Origin of the sequence: Nocardia abscessus (assembly GCF_015477775.1) — a bacterium.
Taxonomy (GTDB): domain Bacteria; phylum Actinomycetota; class Actinomycetes; order Mycobacteriales; family Mycobacteriaceae; genus Nocardia; species Nocardia abscessus_A.
The window spans coordinates 142,006-157,851 of the sequence record NZ_JADLQO010000014.1 but is presented as its reverse complement, the minus strand read 5'-3'; the positions used below and the strand labels follow the sequence as shown (position 1 = coordinate 157,851).

Annotated in this window: 14 protein-coding genes; 5 read left to right on the top strand and 9 right to left on the bottom strand. The window is 69.6% G+C overall.

What is annotated here, in order from left to right:
• Positions 1–3: 3 nt before the first annotated feature.
• Together glpK (IU450_RS29455) and IU450_RS29450 are read right to left on the bottom strand one after the other, a co-directional pair.
• Positions 4–1,524, bottom strand: a complete 1,521-nt coding sequence (gene glpK / locus IU450_RS29455) for a glycerol kinase GlpK (RefSeq protein WP_195152993.1) — start codon at positions 1,522–1,524, stop codon at positions 4–6.
• 38 nt (positions 1,525–1,562) lie between these two features.
• Positions 1,563–2,378 (bottom strand): MIP/aquaporin family protein, encoded by an 816-nt coding sequence (locus tag IU450_RS29450; RefSeq protein WP_195152992.1) that lies wholly within the window; start codon positions 2,376–2,378, stop codon positions 1,563–1,565.
• A 259-nt stretch (positions 2,379–2,637) separates the two neighbouring features.
• On the opposite strand from IU450_RS29450, the gene IU450_RS29445 reads away from it, so the two are divergent.
• The 3 genes from IU450_RS29445 to IU450_RS29435 all read left to right on the top strand — a co-directional run bounded on the left by IU450_RS29445 (position 2,638) and on the right by IU450_RS29435 (position 5,871).
• Positions 2,638–3,402 carry an IclR family transcriptional regulator gene (locus IU450_RS29445; RefSeq protein ID WP_195152991.1) on the top strand — a complete coding sequence of 255 codons (765 nt, stop codon included), beginning with the start codon at positions 2,638–2,640 and terminating at the stop codon, positions 3,400–3,402.
• Between the two features lie 48 nt (positions 3,403–3,450).
• The gene (gene glpK, locus IU450_RS29440) at positions 3,451–4,968 is read left to right on the top strand and encodes a glycerol kinase GlpK (RefSeq protein WP_195152990.1); all 1,518 of its coding nucleotides are present in this window, start codon (positions 3,451–3,453) and stop codon (positions 4,966–4,968) included.
• A 63-nt stretch (positions 4,969–5,031) separates the two neighbouring features.
• Entirely contained in the window at positions 5,032–5,871 is an 840-nt protein-coding gene (locus IU450_RS29435) for a DUF72 domain-containing protein (RefSeq protein ID WP_228835291.1), read from the top strand.
• Positions 5,872–5,927: 56 nt separating this feature from the next.
• On the opposite strand, the gene IU450_RS29430 is transcribed toward IU450_RS29435, so the two are convergent.
• The 4 genes from IU450_RS29430 to IU450_RS29415 all read right to left on the bottom strand — a co-directional run bounded on the left by IU450_RS29430 (position 5,928) and on the right by IU450_RS29415 (position 9,588).
• Positions 5,928–6,476, bottom strand: a complete 549-nt coding sequence (locus IU450_RS29430) for a YceI family protein (protein WP_195152989.1) — start codon at positions 6,474–6,476, stop codon at positions 5,928–5,930.
• A gap of 71 nt (positions 6,477–6,547) precedes the next feature.
• A complete protein-coding gene (locus IU450_RS29425) occupies positions 6,548–7,147 on the bottom strand; it encodes an FMN reductase (RefSeq protein ID WP_195152988.1) in 600 nt (199 codons plus the stop codon).
• The gene (locus IU450_RS29420) at positions 7,144–8,238 is read right to left on the bottom strand and encodes an LLM class flavin-dependent oxidoreductase (protein WP_195152987.1); all 1,095 of its coding nucleotides are present in this window, start codon (positions 8,236–8,238) and stop codon (positions 7,144–7,146) included. The genes IU450_RS29425 and IU450_RS29420 overlap by 4 nt, the downstream gene beginning before the upstream one ends.
• A 102-nt stretch (positions 8,239–8,340) precedes the next feature.
• A complete protein-coding gene (locus IU450_RS29415) occupies positions 8,341–9,588 on the bottom strand; it encodes an alpha/beta hydrolase (RefSeq protein ID WP_195152986.1) in 1,248 nt (415 codons plus the stop codon).
• 348 nt (positions 9,589–9,936) lie between these two features.
• Between IU450_RS29415 and IU450_RS29410 the strand changes: the two genes are divergently transcribed.
• A complete protein-coding gene (locus IU450_RS29410; protein ID WP_195152985.1) occupies positions 9,937–10,314 on the top strand; it encodes an Rv3235 family protein in 378 nt (125 codons plus the stop codon).
• A gap of 175 nt (positions 10,315–10,489) precedes the next feature.
• Here IU450_RS29410 and IU450_RS29405 read toward each other — a convergent pair whose 3' ends face one another.
• Entirely contained in the window at positions 10,490–11,386 is an 897-nt protein-coding gene (locus IU450_RS29405) for a cutinase family protein (protein WP_195152984.1), read from the bottom strand.
• Positions 11,387–11,607: 221 nt separating this feature from the next.
• Positions 11,608–12,207, bottom strand: a complete 600-nt coding sequence (locus tag IU450_RS29400) for a TetR/AcrR family transcriptional regulator (protein WP_195152983.1) — start codon at positions 12,205–12,207, stop codon at positions 11,608–11,610.
• Positions 12,208–12,315: 108 nt separating this feature from the next.
• Between IU450_RS29400 and IU450_RS29395 the strand changes: the two genes are divergently transcribed.
• The gene (locus IU450_RS29395) at positions 12,316–13,332 is read left to right on the top strand and encodes a crotonase/enoyl-CoA hydratase family protein (protein ID WP_195152982.1); all 1,017 of its coding nucleotides are present in this window, start codon (positions 12,316–12,318) and stop codon (positions 13,330–13,332) included.
• On the opposite strand, the gene IU450_RS29390 is transcribed toward IU450_RS29395, so the two are convergent.
• A complete protein-coding gene (locus tag IU450_RS29390; RefSeq protein ID WP_195152981.1) occupies positions 13,308–15,842 on the bottom strand; it encodes an MFS transporter in 2,535 nt (844 codons plus the stop codon). The two genes, IU450_RS29395 and IU450_RS29390, sit on opposite strands and share 25 nt — an antisense overlap.
• Positions 15,843–15,846: the final 4 nt, after the last annotated feature.

Here is a 15,846-nt window from a genome sequence, read left to right as displayed (position 1 = left end):
CCCTCATTCGTCGACGTCGATCCAATCGAGGGTGCGGGCGACGGCCTTCTTCCAGCGCGCGTAGCCCCGCTCGCGCTGCTCGTCCGACCAGGTCGGGCTCCAGCGCTTGGCTTCGTTCCAGTTCTGCTCCAGTTCTTCGGTGTCGCTCCAGAAGCCGACCGCCAGCCCCGCCGCGTAGGCCGCGCCGAGCGCGGTGGTCTCCGCGACCACCGGACGCGACACCGGAACACCGAGGAAGTCGGCCTGCAACTGCATGCACAGCTCGTTGGCCGTGACGCCGCCGTCCACCCGCAGCACGTCCAGCCGCACGCCGGAATCGGCCTGCATCGCCTCCACCACGTCGCGGGTCTGATAGCAGATCGATTCCAGCGTCGCCCGCGCTAGATGGGCGTTGGTGCTGTAACGGGACAGGCCGACGATCGCGCCGCGCGCGTCCGAACGCCAGTACGGCGCGAACAACCCGGAGAACGCGGGGACGAAGTACACCCCGCCGTTGTCCTCGGCCTGCCGGGCCAGCGATTCGCTCTGCGCCGCGCCGGAGATGATGCCGAGCTGGTCACGCAGCCACTGCACCGCCGAGCCGGTCACCGCGATCGAACCCTCCAGCGCGTACACCGGCTTCTCCGAGCCGAACTGGTAGGCGACCGTGGTCAGCAGGCCGTGCTGCGACCGCACGATCTCGGTTCCGGTGTTGAGCAGCAGGAAGTTACCGGTGCCGTAGGTGTTCTTCGCCGCGCCGGGACGGAAGCAGACCTGCCCCACGGTGGCGGCCTGCTGGTCGCCGAGCACGCCGGACAGCGGGACCGCGCCGCCGAACGGGCCGTCGGGGCGAGTGGTGCCGAAGAGCTCCGAGTTCGCGGAGGGCGCGATCCTGGGCAGCATCGCGCGCGGCACCCCGAACAGCGACAACAGCTCGTCGTCCCAGTCCAGTGTCTCCAGGTCCATCAGCATGGTGCGGCTGGCGTTGGTCGGATCGGTGACGTGCACGCCGCCGTCGACCCCGCCGGTCAGCTGCCACAGCAGCCAGGTGTCGGTGGTGCCGAAGAGCGCGTCACCGCGTTCGGCGTCCTCGGCCACCCCCGGCACGTTGCTCAGGATCCAGCGCAGTTTGCCGCCGGAGAAGTAGGTGGCGGGCGGCAGACCCGCCTTGCGCCGGATGGTGTCGCCGTGCCCCGCCCGCTCCAGTTCGGCGGCGATGCGATCGGTGCGGGTGTCCTGCCAGACGATGGCGTTGCAGTAGGGCCGCCCGGTCTTGCGGTTCCACACCACCGTGGTCTCGCGCTGGTTGGTGACGCCCACCGCGGCGAGGTCGCTCGCGACGAGATCGGCCTTGGTCAGCGTGGTCTGGATGACCGCGCGGGTGCGTTCCCAGATCTCGGTCGGATTGTGCTCCACCCACCCGGGACGCGGCAGGATCTGCTCGTGTTCGAGCTGGTGGCGGGCCACCTCGTTGCCGCTGTGGTCGAACACCATGAAGCGGGTGCTCGTAGTGCCCTGGTCGATGGCGCCGACGAACTTGCTCATCGCGGTCCTTTCGGAAAAGTGCTGTCGGAGAGAAGGATTCAGAACAGGAACTGGGCGGCGATACCGGCGAGCGCACCGCCGACCAGCGGCCCGAGCACCGGCACCCAGGCGTATCCCCAGTCGGAGTCCTTGGTGCCCGGTGTCGCGTGGGCATCGGGAGATGCGGTCGGCGCGGGAGCGCCCGCACCCGCGGGGACCAGGACCGCTTCGGCGGGGGCGTGCTTGCGTACCGGCAGCAGCGCGTGCGCGAGGCGCGGACCCAGGTCGCGAGCGGGGTTGACGGCGTATCCGGTCGGGCCGCCCAGCGAAGCGCCGATGCCGACGACCAGGAGCGCGGCGGCGGCCGGGCCGAGCCCGCTCGGGGTGTGGCCGAAGGTGAGGATCACCAGGACGAGGGTGAACGTGCCGATCACTTCGGTGGCGAAGTTCCAGCGCAGGGCGCGAATCGCGGGTCCGGTGGCGAACACGGCGAGCTTCTTGTCCGCGTCGGTCTCCGCGTCGAAGTGGCGTTTGTAGGCCACGTAGGCGATCGTCGCGCCGACGAACGCGCCGAGGAATTGGCCGCTCAGGTACGCGAGCGTCGCGGAGCCGGAGATCGCGATGCCGGGGGCGAACTCGTCGGCGCCGCTGAACAGGATGCCGATGGTGACCGCGGGATTGAGGTGGCCGCCGGTCTTGTAGGCGACGTAGACGCCGGCGAGAACGGCGAACCCCCATCCCACGTTGATCAGCAGCCATCCGCCGTCCAGTCCTTTGGACTTGGTCAGCAATACGTTCGCGACCACGCCGACCCCGAGCAGTACCAGCACTCCCGTGCCGAGTGCTTCGCTGAGAAAGATCGAGCCGAAGTTCATCGTTGAGCCTCCGTTCACCCCGCAAGCCGCGGACGCGACCGTGCGTGAAACGGAAAGTACGGCGGAATGACGGACCCGGATACGGCCCCCGTTCGACAATGTCGAACGGCTCGACTGGTTGCCGGGAGGCAGCGCCACTACCGTCCGACGCGCGAGGAGGATGTATGGCGCAGCTCACACTGGGTTTCAATGATGTAGCCCAGGTATCACCAACCGTTCGACATTGTCGAATCACGACGCGGGGGATAGGTTTCCCGACATGCCGGGTGCGATCCAATCGATCGAGCGGGCGGCGGCCGTCCTGCGGCTGCTGGCCCGCGGCTCCGGGCGTCTCGGCGTCGGCGACATCGCGGGTGCGCTCGAGTTGCCGAAGCCGACCGCGCACGGCATCCTGCGCACCCTCCAGGGTGTCGGGTTCGTCGAGCAGGACCCGGCGACCGGCAAGTACCAGCTCGGCGCGGCGCTGCTGCACCTGGGCACCAGCTACCTCGACGCGAACGAGTTGCGCTCCCGCGCGATCAATTGGGCCGACGCGCTGGCGGCGCGCACGGGCGAGTCGGTGCGGATCGGCGCGCCGATGGACGGCGCGGTGGTCGTGGTCCACCACGTGTTCCGGCCGGACAACACCGAGCAGGCGCTCGAACTCGGCGAGCTCCTGCCGCCGCACGCCACCGCGCTGGGCAAGGTCCTGCTCGCCTACGACACCGACCTGGCCGCCACGGTGCGCGGCGCCGAACTGGCCCCGCTCACGCACCGCACCCTGGTCGACCGGGCGGCGCTCACCAGGGCGCTCGGCGGTGTCCGGCAGGCCGGATGGGCCGGCGACACCGAGGAATTCCGGACGGGGGAGGCGGGTATCGCGGCGCCGATCCGGGCGCCCGGTGGCCTGGTGGTCGGCGCCATCGGCATCACCGGCGCGGTGGACCGGCTCTGCGACGCCCAGTTGCGGCACCGGCCCGCGCTGGTCGGTCAGGTGCTCGACGCCGCTCGGGCGGTATCACGGGATCTCGGTGCGGCGCACTGACCGCCGTCGGGTGGACGACCGGCGGATCTCGACCAGGAGCAGCCGAGCATGAAGCAGCGTTACGTGCTGGCGATCGATCAGGGCACCACCTCTACGCGGTGCATCCTGTTCGATCAGCGTGCCCGGCTGGTCGGCGTCGCCCAGCGGCGGCACCGGCAGCATTATCCGCGTCCGGGGTGGGCCGAGCAGGATGCGCTGGAGATCTGGCGCGATGTCGAGCGGATCGTGCCGCAGGCGATGCGCGATTCCGGCGTCGCCGCCGACCGCATCGCCGCGCTCGGCATCGCGAACCAGCGCGAGACCACCGTGGTGTGGGACCGCCGCACCGGGATACCGATCGGGCGCGCCATCGTCTGGCAGGACGTGCGGACCGAGGAGTTGGTCCGGGAACTGGAGGGCAAACCGGGCGCCGCCCGGATCCGCGAACTCTGCGGTCTGCCGCTGGCCGGCTATTTCGCCGCGCCGCGGCTGCGCTGGATCTTGGACTCCGTGCCGGGGGTGCGCGAGCGCGCCGAGCGGGGAGAGGTGTTGTTCGGCACCATGGAGACCTGGCTGATCTGGAACCTCACCGGCGGTCCCGACGGCGGGCTGCACCTCACCGATGTCACCAATGCCAGTCGCACCCTGTTGATGAACCTCAGCACCCGCACCTGGGACGCCGAACTGCTGGAGTTCTTCGGCATCCCCGCTCGGATGCTGCCGCGCATCCAGCCCTCGATCGCGTCCTACGGCACGACCCGCCGGGTGGTCCCCGGCATCCCGATCGCCGCCGCGCTGGGCGACCAGCACGCCGCCCTGTTCGGCCAAACCTGTTTCGCCCGTGGGGAAACCAAGTGCACCTACGGCACCGGCGGATTCCTCATGATGAACACCGGACCCGAGCTGGTGCGCTCCGAGCACGGCCTGCTCACCACGATCGGCTACCAGATCGGCCCCGAGCCGGTCTACGCGCTGGAAGGACCGATCGCGGTCACCGGTTCGCTCGTGCAGTGGGTGCGCGACAACATCGGCCTGGTCACCAGCGCGCCGGAGATCGAAACCCTCGCCCGCACCGTCGAAGACAACGGCGGCTGCTACGTGGTGCCCGCGTTCTCCGGTCTGTACGCGCCGCATTGGCGCGGCGACGCCCGCGGTCTCATCGCCGGGCTGACCTCCTACATCACCAAGGGGCACATCGCCCGCGCGGTCCTGGAGGCCACCGCGTGGCAGACCCGCGACGTGGTCGAGGCGATGAACGCCGATTCCGGCCTGCAAGCCGCGGCGTTGCGCGTGGACGGCGGCATGACCTCCAACAACCTGCTCATGCAGATCGTGGCCGACGTCCTGGACGTTCCGGTGTCGCGTCCGTTCGTCGCCGAAACCGTCTCCCTCGGCGCCGCATACGCCGCGGGCCTCGCCGTCGGCTACTGGCCGGACCTGGAAGGACTGCGCAACAACTGGCGCCTCGCCGCCCAATGGGTTCCACGGATGGACCCCGAGTTACGCGAGGACGAGTACGACAACTGGAAACGCGCCGTCGAACTGACCTTCGGCTGGGTCCGTACGAAGAAGCGGGCGCGGCAATGAGTCCGGGGCCGCCGGGGTGAGCGCTCGACACTCGTGTCGGGACGGTGGGTTAGCGTCGGAAGCATGCGGCTTCACGTGGGATGTGCGATGTGGACGCACGCGGCTTGGCAGGACAAGCAGCTCGCGCCGGGGGAGCGGTTGCGCTGGTACGCCACGTGGTGCAATGCGGTCGAGGGCAACACGACGTTCTACGCCACGCCGTCGCGGCGAACAGTGGAGTCGTGGGCGAGCCAATGCGATCCCGCGTTCCGGTTCGTGCTCAAGCTGCCCAAGCCGATAACCCACGAACGCAGGCTGGTCGGCGCCGAGGAGGATCTGCGGTCGTTCCTCGGCGTGATGGAACCCCTCGGGGAACGCATCCACGCGCTGTGGGTGCAGCTGCCCGGCTCGTTCGGCCCGACCGATCTCGGTGCGCTGGCCGGATTCTTGCGGCAGGCGCCGCGCGATCGCCGGATCGCCGTCGAGGTCAGGCATCCCGCGTTCTTCGCCGACGAGCAGGCGGCGCGCAGGCTCGAATACGTGCTGTCCAGGGTCGGCGCCGAGTGGGTTCCGTTCGACACCACCGTGCTTTTCGACGGTCCGCCCACCAGTGCGGCGGAGCAGGAGGCGGCGGCGAAGAAGCCTCGGGTGCGGCGCAGGATGCGCGCGCTGACCGAATACCCGATCGTGCGGTATCACGGCCGCGACGACGTGCAGCGCACCGTCGATGGCTGGCAACCATGGGTCGCCACGGTCGCGGAATGGTTGCGTGAAGGCCGGTCGCCGACGGTGTTCCTGCACACACCGGACAATGCGGGCTCGCTGGAGCTGGCCCGCCGTTTCCACGACGAGGTCCGTGCCCGTCTGCCCGAGCTCGACCCGCTGCCCGAGCCCGCTGCGGCCGAGCCGATGACGCTCTTCTGATCGAGAGAACGCCTTCCGCGGGAGCTCGAAGCTCCTGCGGAAGGCGTCCGAAGCACTCAGGCCTGCAAGCCGACCTCCACCTCGAGGGTGAGGGTGATCTTGTCGCCGATCACCGCGCCGCCGTCGGGCAGCGGCATGTCGATGGTGATGCCGAAGTCGCGTCGGTTGATCACGGTCTTGGCCTCGAAGCCCGCGACCGGCCCGTGGCCCATGCCGAGGTTCACGCCGAGGAATTCCACCTCCAGCGAGACCGGCTTGGTGACGCCACGGATGGTGAATTCACCGTCCACCACGAAGTCCTCGCCGTTCACCCGGAATCCGGTGGACTTGAACGTGGCCACCGGGAACTGCTCGGCCTGGAAGAAGTCCGCGGTGCGCAGGTGCGCGTCGCGCTGTTCGTTGTCGGTGGTGACCGACTCGACCCGGATCTCGGCCTCGGCCGAGGCGCTGCCGTCCTCGCCGATGACCAGCTTGCCGGAGAAGTCGGTGAAGCGGCCGCGCACCTTGCTGACCATCAGGTGGCGTACCGAGAAGCCGAGCGTGGAGTGGGCGGGGTCGATGGCCCAGGTGCCCGCGGTCAGAGCGTTGGTGGTTCCGGTCGACATGTCGTTCTCCTTCTATAGTTGAGTTTTAAACTAGTTAGGTGTGGATCGGGCGGGGTCGATCGAGGGAAAGATCAGCCGAGCAGCTGTGCGAACGGTACCGGGTCGTCGTACGGATCGGTGGCACGCGGTCGTGGCGTGTTGGTCAGCATGGCGGCGAATTCCGCTGCGGCACGGCTGATTCGGGTACTCAGCCCGCCCTGGGCCGCGGACGCCCAGTCCTCGGACGCCGCGTAGACGGCCGTCGGCGCGACCGCCGCGTGCAGGTAGCTGAACATCGGACGCAGCGCGTGCTCCAAGGCGAGGGAATGGCGCGCCGAGCCGCCGGTCGCGCCGAGCAGCACCGGCATCCCGGTCAGTGAATCCGGTTCCAGGACGTCGAAGAACGTCTTGAACAGGCCGCTGTAGGAGGCGTTGAAGATCGGCGTGACCGCGATCAACCCGTCGGCGGCGGTCACGGTATCGATCGTCGCGCGCAGCTCACCCGCCGCGAATCCGGTCAGCAGGTTGTCGGCCAGATCGCGGGCGTGGTCGCGTAGCTCCACGACGTCGACGGTGACGTCCTCGCCGGTCGCGGCCAGCGCCTCGCCGGTGGCGGCGGCGAGGCGATCGGCGAGCAACCGGGTCGACGAGGGCTGCGACAGGCCCGCGGAGACGACGGCGATGCGGGTCATCGGTTCGCCTCCACCGCCGCGTCGCGGGCGGCCACCAGGCTCGTGTGCGTCGGCGCGTCCGGAACGTGCGCCGGGCGCAGCGCCGCGAATTCCTTGCGCAGCACCGGGACCACTTCTTCGCCGAGCAGGTCCAGCTGCTCCAGCACGGTCTTCAGCGGAAGGCCCGCGTGATCCATCAGGAACAGCTGGCGCTGGTAGTCGCCGAACGCTTCGCGGAAGGTGAGCGTCTTGTCGATGACCTCCTGCGGGCTGCCCACGGTGAGCGGGGTCTGCTCGGTGAACTCCTCCAGCGACGGGCCGTGCCCGTATACCGGCGCGTTGTCGAAGTACGGCCGGAACTCGCGTACGGCGTCCTGGGAGTTCTTGCGCATGAACACCTGTCCGCCCAGCCCGACGATCGCCTGGTCGGCCGAGCCGTGGCCGTAGTGCTCGTAGCGCTGCCGGTACAGCGCGATCAGCCGCTGGAAGTGCTCTTTCGGCCAGAAGATGTTGTTGGCGAAGAATCCGTCACCGTAATAGGCCGCCTGCTCGGCGATCTCGGGGCTGCGGATCGAGCCGTGCCAGACGAACGGCGGGACGTCGTCCAGCGGGCGTGGCGTGGAGGTGAACGACTGCAGCGGCGTGCGGAACTTGCCCTCCCAGTCGACCACGTCTTCGCGCCAGAGCCGGTGCAGCAGGTGGTAGTTCTCGATCGCCAGCGGGATGCCGTCGCGAATGTCCTTGCCGAACCAGGGGTAGACCGGGCCGGTGTTGCCGCGGCCGAGCATCAGGTCCACGCGTCCCTCGGCGAGGTGCTGCAGCATCGCGAAGTCCTCGGCGATCTTCACCGGGTCGTTCGTGGTGATCAGCGTCGTCGCGGTAGAGAGCTGGAGCCGCTCGGTCCGCGCCGCGATATAGCCGAGCATGGTGGTCGGCGACGACGGCACGAACGGCCGGTTGTGGTGCTCGCCGGTGGCGAACACGTCCAGGCCGACCTCTTCGGCCTTGCGCGCGATCGTCACCATGGCGGTGATGCGCTCGTGCTCACTCGGCGTCCGGCCGGTCGTGGGGTCGGTCGTCACATCACCGACCGTGAAAATTCCGAACTGCACGACGCCTCCTTCGTTCTCAGTCTGACCTAATTTGGTGGATATGGCAACCAAAGGAACCGGGCGGGGTGCGCGGGTATTCCCGGGGCGGTGGTGTGGCGTCGGTTACGCCAGGTATTCCGCCAGCCAGGTCCGGGTGAGCTCGCGGGTGACCTGGGCGCCTGTGTCGAGTTCGGTGGTGCCGAAGGCGTGGTCCAGGAAGGGGAGTTCGACGTAGCGGTGCGGGATGCGGGCGGTCTCGAGCGCGGCGGCGTAGGCCGAGGTGTGCTCGGCGAGCACGAGATGATCGCCGGCGCCCTGGATCAGCAGCGTGGGCGGAGTGTTGCCGGTGACGTGTGCCGCGGAGCCGGTCGCGGTGTAGCGATCCGGGTATTGCTCCGGCGTTCCGCCGAGGTACTGCCGGGCCGCGTCGACGCCGAGCGCGGTCTCGGTACCCGACGCGGCCAGATCGACCGCGGGGTACAGCGCGATCGCCGTGCGCACCTTCGGCAGCTCGGCGGCGCTGCCGCAGCTGGGCCGCAAGGCACCCGCGTTGATCTTGTTCGCGACGTTGATCGCGAGATTGCCGCCCGCGGATTCGCCGAACGTGGCGACTCGCCGCATGTCCCAGTTGTACCGCTGCGCGTTCGCCGCGGCCCAGGTCAGCGCGCAGGCGATGTCGGCGTCCTGGGTGTCCCAGCGGTGGTGGTCGGCGTCGGCGAGGCGGTAGTCCACGTCGAGGACGGCGTATCCGTTGCCTGCCAGCCAGGTCGTGTAGGCGTCGGTGCCGCGGCTGCCGCCGACGAAAGCTCCGCCGTGGATGCTCAACACCAGCGGGGCCGGTACGGGCGCGGGTGCGGGCAGGTACAGATCCGCCTGGATCGGCTGCCCGTCGACCGTCGCGTACGTGACGGTCTCGTCGGGCGCGTCGCCGACCGTACTGAACGGGACGAGCGGGGCGAACGGAATCCAGACGCCCGCCGCGTCGCGCGCCGCGAACACGAGGGTCGCACTGGTCAGGACGGACAGGACCAGGCCGGCGGCGGCCACGCCGGTCACCGCGCCCGCGAGGCGCCGTCTCCGCCCGCCCGTGCGAAACGCGATCAGCGCGAGTCCGGTCGCGAGCACGGCGAGCACCATGTTCCACGAGCCGAGGGCGTCGCGGACCGCGCCGAGCAGGAGCACGGCCGATTGGACGATCGCGTCGCGCAGCAGGGGCATCAGCCAGGAAACCGGTGCGACCGCGAGCAGTTGGCTGAGCGCGAGGTACCCGGCGAGCACTCCGGCGAGCGTCAGCAGCGCGCCGCGAGCCATTGGACGAGGGGGCGCGGATTTTCCGGGTACGGTCGCGTCCGCTCGTCGCTCGTCGGTCATCCGGGATCTCCGTTTCCGTGTCGGGCTTGCCGACTCCAACATAGGTCCGCCTACGTGCCCGCCGACTCCCGGTGGTGGTCGGTCCGGCCGGAATCGGGTAGCCGACTACGCGCGATATCCGGTGGGCCGTCCGCAGAATCGTCGACACAAGGGTTCGACCACTGGGTTTCGAAGGGGATCTGCATGGCTGGTTATCGCGATTGGTTGGCGCCTGCTCCGAATCCGGAGCCGCCGCTGGACAGTCGACGGCGCGCGGAGGCGGAGCGCTCGGTAGGGGACCCGGCGCCCACTCGAGCGCTGACGTGCAGGCCGCGGCCGCACGCGGCATCCGCTCGGTCCAGTGCGGGGGTGCGCAATGTGGTGCGCCGAAGTCACGCGGCGCCGGCGCAGGCCGACGAAACACAGCCGGCCGCACACCGGTTCGCCGAGTCGGCGGTGCGCATCGTCCTCGAAGTGCTCGACCGCAGGCGGCCCGTGCCCCAACTCGCCGTGGTCGCCGACGCCACGGTCGTGGCCGCGGTGCGCACGTTGATCGACAACGGTCTCGTGCCCGGGCGTGCCCTCGGCGCCGCGGTGCCGGTCCGGGTGAGCGTGATCATCGTGGACGCCAAGACCGCCGAGGTCGTCGCCGCATACGGCCGTGGCAGGCGCCGTTTCGCCTTGGCGGCACGCATCGCGCGGACGCGCTCGGCAGGCTGGCGGATGACGGCGCTGCGCATCCGATGACGGTCCGAATGGTCACTCGGTCCGAACGGTCACCGATCCGAACGGTCACTCGATCTGCGGTCGGTCGGGCTGAATGGTCGGTCGGGCTGCACGGTCGGTCGGGCTGAATGGTCGGTCGAGCAGGGCGCCGTCGCGGAGGTTTGCGGAGAGGCCGCGCGGCGGCGCGCCCGCTGACTCAGGCCAGCGATGCCAGCCAGTCGTGCATCCACGACAGCGCGGTCTCGCCGCCGCCGACGGGATAGCTGCCGTAGGCGGTGTGCGCCTGCGAGCGGTAGAACTCGTCGAACAGCCGAGCCCGTTCCTGATTGGCCGATTCCGACAGCTGGCTCTGCAGCAGCGTGATGCCGCCGTTGGACATCAGATCACCGACGATCGCGCCCATTTCGAGCTGGTAGCGCCAGAGGAAGGCCGGGTCGGGGTGGGAGGTCTGGGCCAGGAAGCCCGCGAAGCGGGTCACGAAATCGTCCGAGGCCGTTGCGCAGTACAGATCGCCGATCGCGCAGATGGTGCGGGTCTGCGGCGTGACGAAGCCGAACCCGCCGATGCGGGGACCGCCCGCGCCCGCGCCGCCCACCGGCGGCCCGACCAGTGCGTCGGTGGGGGAGCGGCGCGGGTCGGAGATGAGTCCGACGGCGGCGATCCGGTGCGGCGGCACGACACCGAGACCCGTGCCGATCTCGGCGGCGAGATCACCGGCGGCGTCCGCGCCCTGGCTGTAGCCGAGCAGCGCGATTCTGGTCGCACCGCACTCCCGGCCCATCGCCGCGATCATGCCGCGCGCGTTGTCGGTCGCCTCGCGCTTGGAGGCCCCGTATACCTCGCTCTCCCAGGGGAATGCGGTCGCGGCGTAGCTGACGTAGTCCACCCGCGTCGAGGGCGGCAGGCCGCTGGTGACTCCGGCCAGCATCCCGGGGCCGTCCAGCTGGTCGGTGGTCTCCCAGGTGCCCGGGATCGCCACCACGTACAGGGTCGGGCAATCCGGTGCGGCGACGGCGGGTCCGCTGCCCGGTCCCACACACGACAGCGCCATCGCCGCGATACCGATGGCCGCCGAGATCAACTTCGATCGCATGGCGTTTGCTCCTGGTAGTCCACGCGCCGCAGGCGCTCCCCGGCAGGAATCGGCCTCCGCCGGAGCCGTGCGGTGGTCGAACCCGGCCCCGTCGAAGGCTGCATTGAGACTCGGTGGTCTCAAAGTGCAGCCAGGATAGCGACCATGTGGGAGACGGCACAATCGGAGGCGCAAGTGACGCGTGTCACAACCAATTCGGCTACGGCCACGCCCGATGATTGCTATCGATCCTGTGCGAGTAGAACTGTCATGGCCTCCGCCCATCGGTCGATGGTTGCCGTGGCGGCGCGCTCGGTGCTGCGCAGCGGACGGGACATCGCGGTGCCGCGCAGGATCGCGATGGTGAGGTCGCGCACGGCCGGATACCGCGGATGGGCGACGACGTCGGGACCGAACAGCGCATCCACCACCCGCCGCAAGTCGCGCCCGGCTTTTCGTTCGGCCGCGCGCAACGCTTCGGCAAGCGCTGGGTCGGTCCGCGCGGCCGCCCACAGTTCGAACTCGGCTTGCGCAGCCGGGCGAGCCATCGACTCGTACAGGGCGGTCAAGGCGCGCGTCAGGGGATCGGTCCCCTCGCCGAGCCCGGCCGCGATCTCCCGGACGGCTGCTTCGTTGCGTGCGACCAAATGGCTGACCAGTTCGGCGATCAACGCGGCGATGGTCGGGAAATGGTGCAGCAGCGCCCCGCGGCTGACGCCCGCGGCGCGCTGCACGGACAAGGTGGTCAGCGCCCGGTAGCCCTGCTCGGCCAGCAGATCGGCGGCGGCGTCGAGGATGTGGGCGCGGGTCGCCCGTTTCCGCTCCGCGCGTACTCCGGCCATTCCAGCTCCCTCCGTCGGCGCGAGAATTTCACAGTCACTGTTGACTGTCAAATGGTGGGTGCGCCAGACTGCGTGGACGGGTTCCGGACCAGCGTCGAAGGGAAAGCGATGACCGACAGTGACATCCAGGCCGATGGCGGATCGGGCGCTTGGTATCGCGATTGGACCGAGACGGCGGACTCGCCGTGGGCCGGACGCCCCGAGCCGAACGGCGCACGCGAGTACCGGACGCTGACCTACGAGCGGGACGGCCGCATCGCGCGCATCACCTTCGACCGGCCGGAGAGGGGCAATGCGATCACTCCCGACACCCCGCACGATCTGGCGCACGCGGTCGAACGCGCCGACCTCGACCCGCGGGTGCACGTGATCCTGCTGTCCGGGCGCGGCAAGGGATTCTGCGGCGGATACGACCTGAGCATGTTCGCCGAGCAGGGTTTCGGGGCGGCCGGCGGTCCCGGCGACGTGGCGGGGACGGTCGTCGACCCGGTGGTGCAGGGCCGCAACCACGATCCGGCGCAGACCTGGGACCCGATGATCGACTACGCGATGATGAGCCGGTTCAACCGCGGTTTCGCCAGCTTGATGCAGGCGAACAAGCCGACCGTGGCCAAGTTGCACGGCTTCGCCGTAGCGGGCGGCAGCGATATCGCCCTGTTCGCCGACCAGATCATCTGCGCCGACGACACCAAGATCGGCTATCCGCCCACCCGGGTCTGGGGTGTGCCCGCGGCGGGCATGTGGGCGCATCGCCTCGGTGACCAGCGCGCCAAGCGCCTGCTGTTCACCGGCGACTGTCTCACCGGAAAGCAGGCGGTCGAATGGGGCCTGGCGATCGAATCCTGGCCCGCCGACGAACTCGACGCGCGCACCGAGGAATTCGTCGCCCGGATCGCGCGCATGCCGATCAACCAGCTGATGATGGCCAAACTGGCGCTCAACTCGGCGCTGTACGCGCAGGGGGTGGCCAACTCAGGCATGATCAGCACGGTCTTCGACGGCATCTCCCGGCACACCAGGGAGGGCTACGCCTTCCAGACGCGCGCCGCCACCGCCGGTTTCCGCGAGGCGGTCCGGGAACGCGACGAACCGTTCGGCGATCACAAACGGGGCCGGTCCTCATAGCCCAGCCGCACATCGTGCGCGACTTCGCCGCCGCGCACCGTTACCTGGCTGGTCACCGGCGGGTAGCCGCGCGCGACGACCGTGTAGTCGCCTTCGGCGAGATCCGTGACGACATAACGCCCGTTCTCGTCGGTGCGCGTCGTGGCGGTCGGGACGCCCGCCGCGTCGAGCACGCTGATCTGCACGTCCGAGACCGCACGGCCGCCGTCGGTCCACGCCGACCCGGCCAGCACCGCCATCGGCGTGAGATCGATGTCGTGGTGCAGCAGTCCGCTGTCCGGCACGGTCAGCGCGGTCGCGCTCGGACGCATGTGCTCGGCGACCGCGACCAAGGTGTACGTGCCGGGCACCACGCCCTGGCACAGGTAGGCCCCGTCGGCCGCCGCGGTCGCCGAGCCGACCACCTCGCCGTCCAGGTCGGTCAGTGTGATGGTCGCGCCGGGCAGCGGCTCGCGGAGGGTGGCGGACCGGACCACCCCGGACAACTCCCCGGAGCCGAGCAGGGTGATGTCGAACTGCTGCGGCCGGTCACCGACGGTGACGTTCACCGCGGTGGGCTGATGCCCGGCGGCCGACACGATCAGCACGTAACCGCCCGCGTCCGGCGCGCTGACGAGGTAACCGCCGTCGTCGCCGCCGCTGGTCCGAGCGGCCTGCCGCCCGTGGTGGTCGATCAAGGTGAGTGCGGCGGCGGGCACGGGGCGGCCGTCCTCGCGATGGACGTAGCCGCTGAGCGAACGACTTTCGTACTCGGCGTCGTCGAAGCTCGCCTTCGGCTCACGCCGGTAGGCGCCGTTGCCCGCGGGATCGCCCGCGGCGTGGCCGCTCGCGGCCGCGGCGAGCACCGGTTCCGGCTCCGACAGCGCCTGCGCGGCGCCCTCCCAGACCCGATCGGCGTCCCAGTGTGACTCTTCGGCTTCGGTCTCCTCGATCGGAGCCTGCGCCGGGACGTCCTGCAGCGGGATCTCTTTCATGAACATCAGCACCACGCAGGCCAGCAGCGCGACACCGGCCGCCGCGTAGAAGACCCCGTGCATCGCGTCGGTGAAGCCGGTGAGAACGGGGATCCTCACCTCGTCGGGCAGCGTCGCGATACCGCTGGTGTTGGACTGGATGCCGCTGAGCTGGTCGGGGCCGAACCCGGGCGGCAGCGCGCCGCCGAACGCGTCGATGATCCGGTGCGGCAGCAGATTGAACAGAATGGTCAGGAACACCGCGACGCCGAGCGTGCCGCCCATCTGCCGGAAGAACGTGGCCGACGCCGTGGAAACGCCCATGTCCGAGCGGGGTCCGGCATTCTGCGCGGCGATGATCAGCGTCTGCATGCAGCAGCCGAGCCCGAGCCCGACCACCGCGCCGTAGACGAGGGGTTGCCATAGCGGGCTGTCGTAGTGCACCTGGGCGTACAGCAGCGCGCCCACCGCGACGATGAACGTGCCCGCCACCGGGAGGATCTTGTAGCGGCCCGTCTGCTTGGTGATCCGCCCTGCCAACTGCGAGCCCACCGTGATGCCGAGCACCAAGGGCAGCATGAGCAGACCGGCCTTCGTCGGCGAGTAGCCGCGCACGACCTGGAAGTACGTCGGGACCATGGTGATCGCGCCGAACATCGCGATACCGACGATGAATCCACCCGCGATGGTGACGCTGAACGTCGAGTTCTCGAACAGGCGCAGCGGGATCAGCGCAGAGTCCTTCATCAGGAACTCGACCAGGACGAACAGCAGCAGCCCCGCCGCCCCGATGCCGTAGCAGAGCAGCGACCGCTCCGACGACCATCCCCAGTGGCGTCCCTGTTCGGCGACGATCAGCAGCGGCACGACGCAGATCGCCAGCGTCAGCGCGCCCAGCCAATCGATCCGGTGGTTCTGGCGCTGGTGCGGCACGTTGAGCACCTTGGCCACCACGAGCAGGGCCAGCACGCCCACCGGGACGTTCACCAGGAAGACCCACCGCCAGCCTTCGATGCCGCCCAGTTCTTCGTAGTCGGAGAAGAAGCCGCCGAGCACCGGGCCGAGCACGGTCGCCGTGCCGAAGACCATCATGAAATAGCCCTGGTAGCGCACGCGTTCCCGCACCGGGACGATATCGCCGATGATGGTGAAAGCCAGCGACATCAGTCCGCCCGCGCCCAGCCCCTGGAACGCGCGGAACGCGGCGAGCTGGTACATCGAGGTGGCGAAGGTGCACGCCACCGAACCGATGATGAACAGCGCGATCGCGGTGAGGTAGAACGGCTTGCGGCCGTAGATGTCGGCCAGCTTGCCGTACAGCGGCGTGGTGATCGTCGCGGTGATCAGGTAGGCGGTGGTCGCCCAGGCCTGTTCGTCGAAGCCGTGCAGGCTGTTGGCGATCCTGACGATCGCGACGCTGACGATGTTCTGGTCGAGGGCGGCCAGGAACATGCCGAGCAACAGCCCGGACAGGACGGTCAGGATCTGCCGGTGGGACAGTGCCGTGTCCGCGCCTGCGTCCGGGTTCCGCGGAGCCCGGGTGGTGGAATTCGTCATGGAT

Bases quoted from the DNA above. Each gene is read 5' to 3' on its own strand.
- IU450_RS29430 (WP_195152989.1), bottom strand. From the start codon at position 6,476: ATGTCGACCGGAACCACCAACGCTCTGACCGCGGGCACCTGGGCCATC.
- IU450_RS29390 (WP_195152981.1), bottom strand. From the start codon at position 15,842: ATGACGAATTCCACCACCCGGGCTCCGCGGAACCCGGACGCAGGCGCG.
- IU450_RS29405 (WP_195152984.1), bottom strand. From the start codon at position 11,386: ATGCGATCGAAGTTGATCTCGGCGGCCATCGGTATCGCGGCGATGGCG.
- IU450_RS29415 (WP_195152986.1), bottom strand. From the start codon at position 9,588: ATGACCGACGAGCGACGAGCGGACGCGACCGTACCCGGAAAATCCGCG.
- IU450_RS29435 (WP_228835291.1), top strand. From the start codon at position 5,032: ATGCGGCTTCACGTGGGATGTGCGATGTGGACGCACGCGGCTTGGCAG.
- IU450_RS29445 (WP_195152991.1), top strand. From the start codon at position 2,638: ATGCCGGGTGCGATCCAATCGATCGAGCGGGCGGCGGCCGTCCTGCGG.
- IU450_RS29395 (WP_195152982.1), top strand. From the start codon at position 12,316: ATGACCGACAGTGACATCCAGGCCGATGGCGGATCGGGCGCTTGGTAT.
- glpK (WP_195152990.1), top strand. From the start codon at position 3,451: ATGAAGCAGCGTTACGTGCTGGCGATCGATCAGGGCACCACCTCTACG.
- glpK (WP_195152993.1), bottom strand. From the start codon at position 1,524: ATGAGCAAGTTCGTCGGCGCCATCGACCAGGGCACTACGAGCACCCGC.
- IU450_RS29400 (WP_195152983.1), bottom strand. From the start codon at position 12,207: ATGGCCGGAGTACGCGCGGAGCGGAAACGGGCGACCCGCGCCCACATC.
- IU450_RS29425 (WP_195152988.1), bottom strand. From the start codon at position 7,147: ATGACCCGCATCGCCGTCGTCTCCGCGGGCCTGTCGCAGCCCTCGTCG.
- IU450_RS29450 (WP_195152992.1), bottom strand. From the start codon at position 2,378: ATGAACTTCGGCTCGATCTTTCTCAGCGAAGCACTCGGCACGGGAGTG.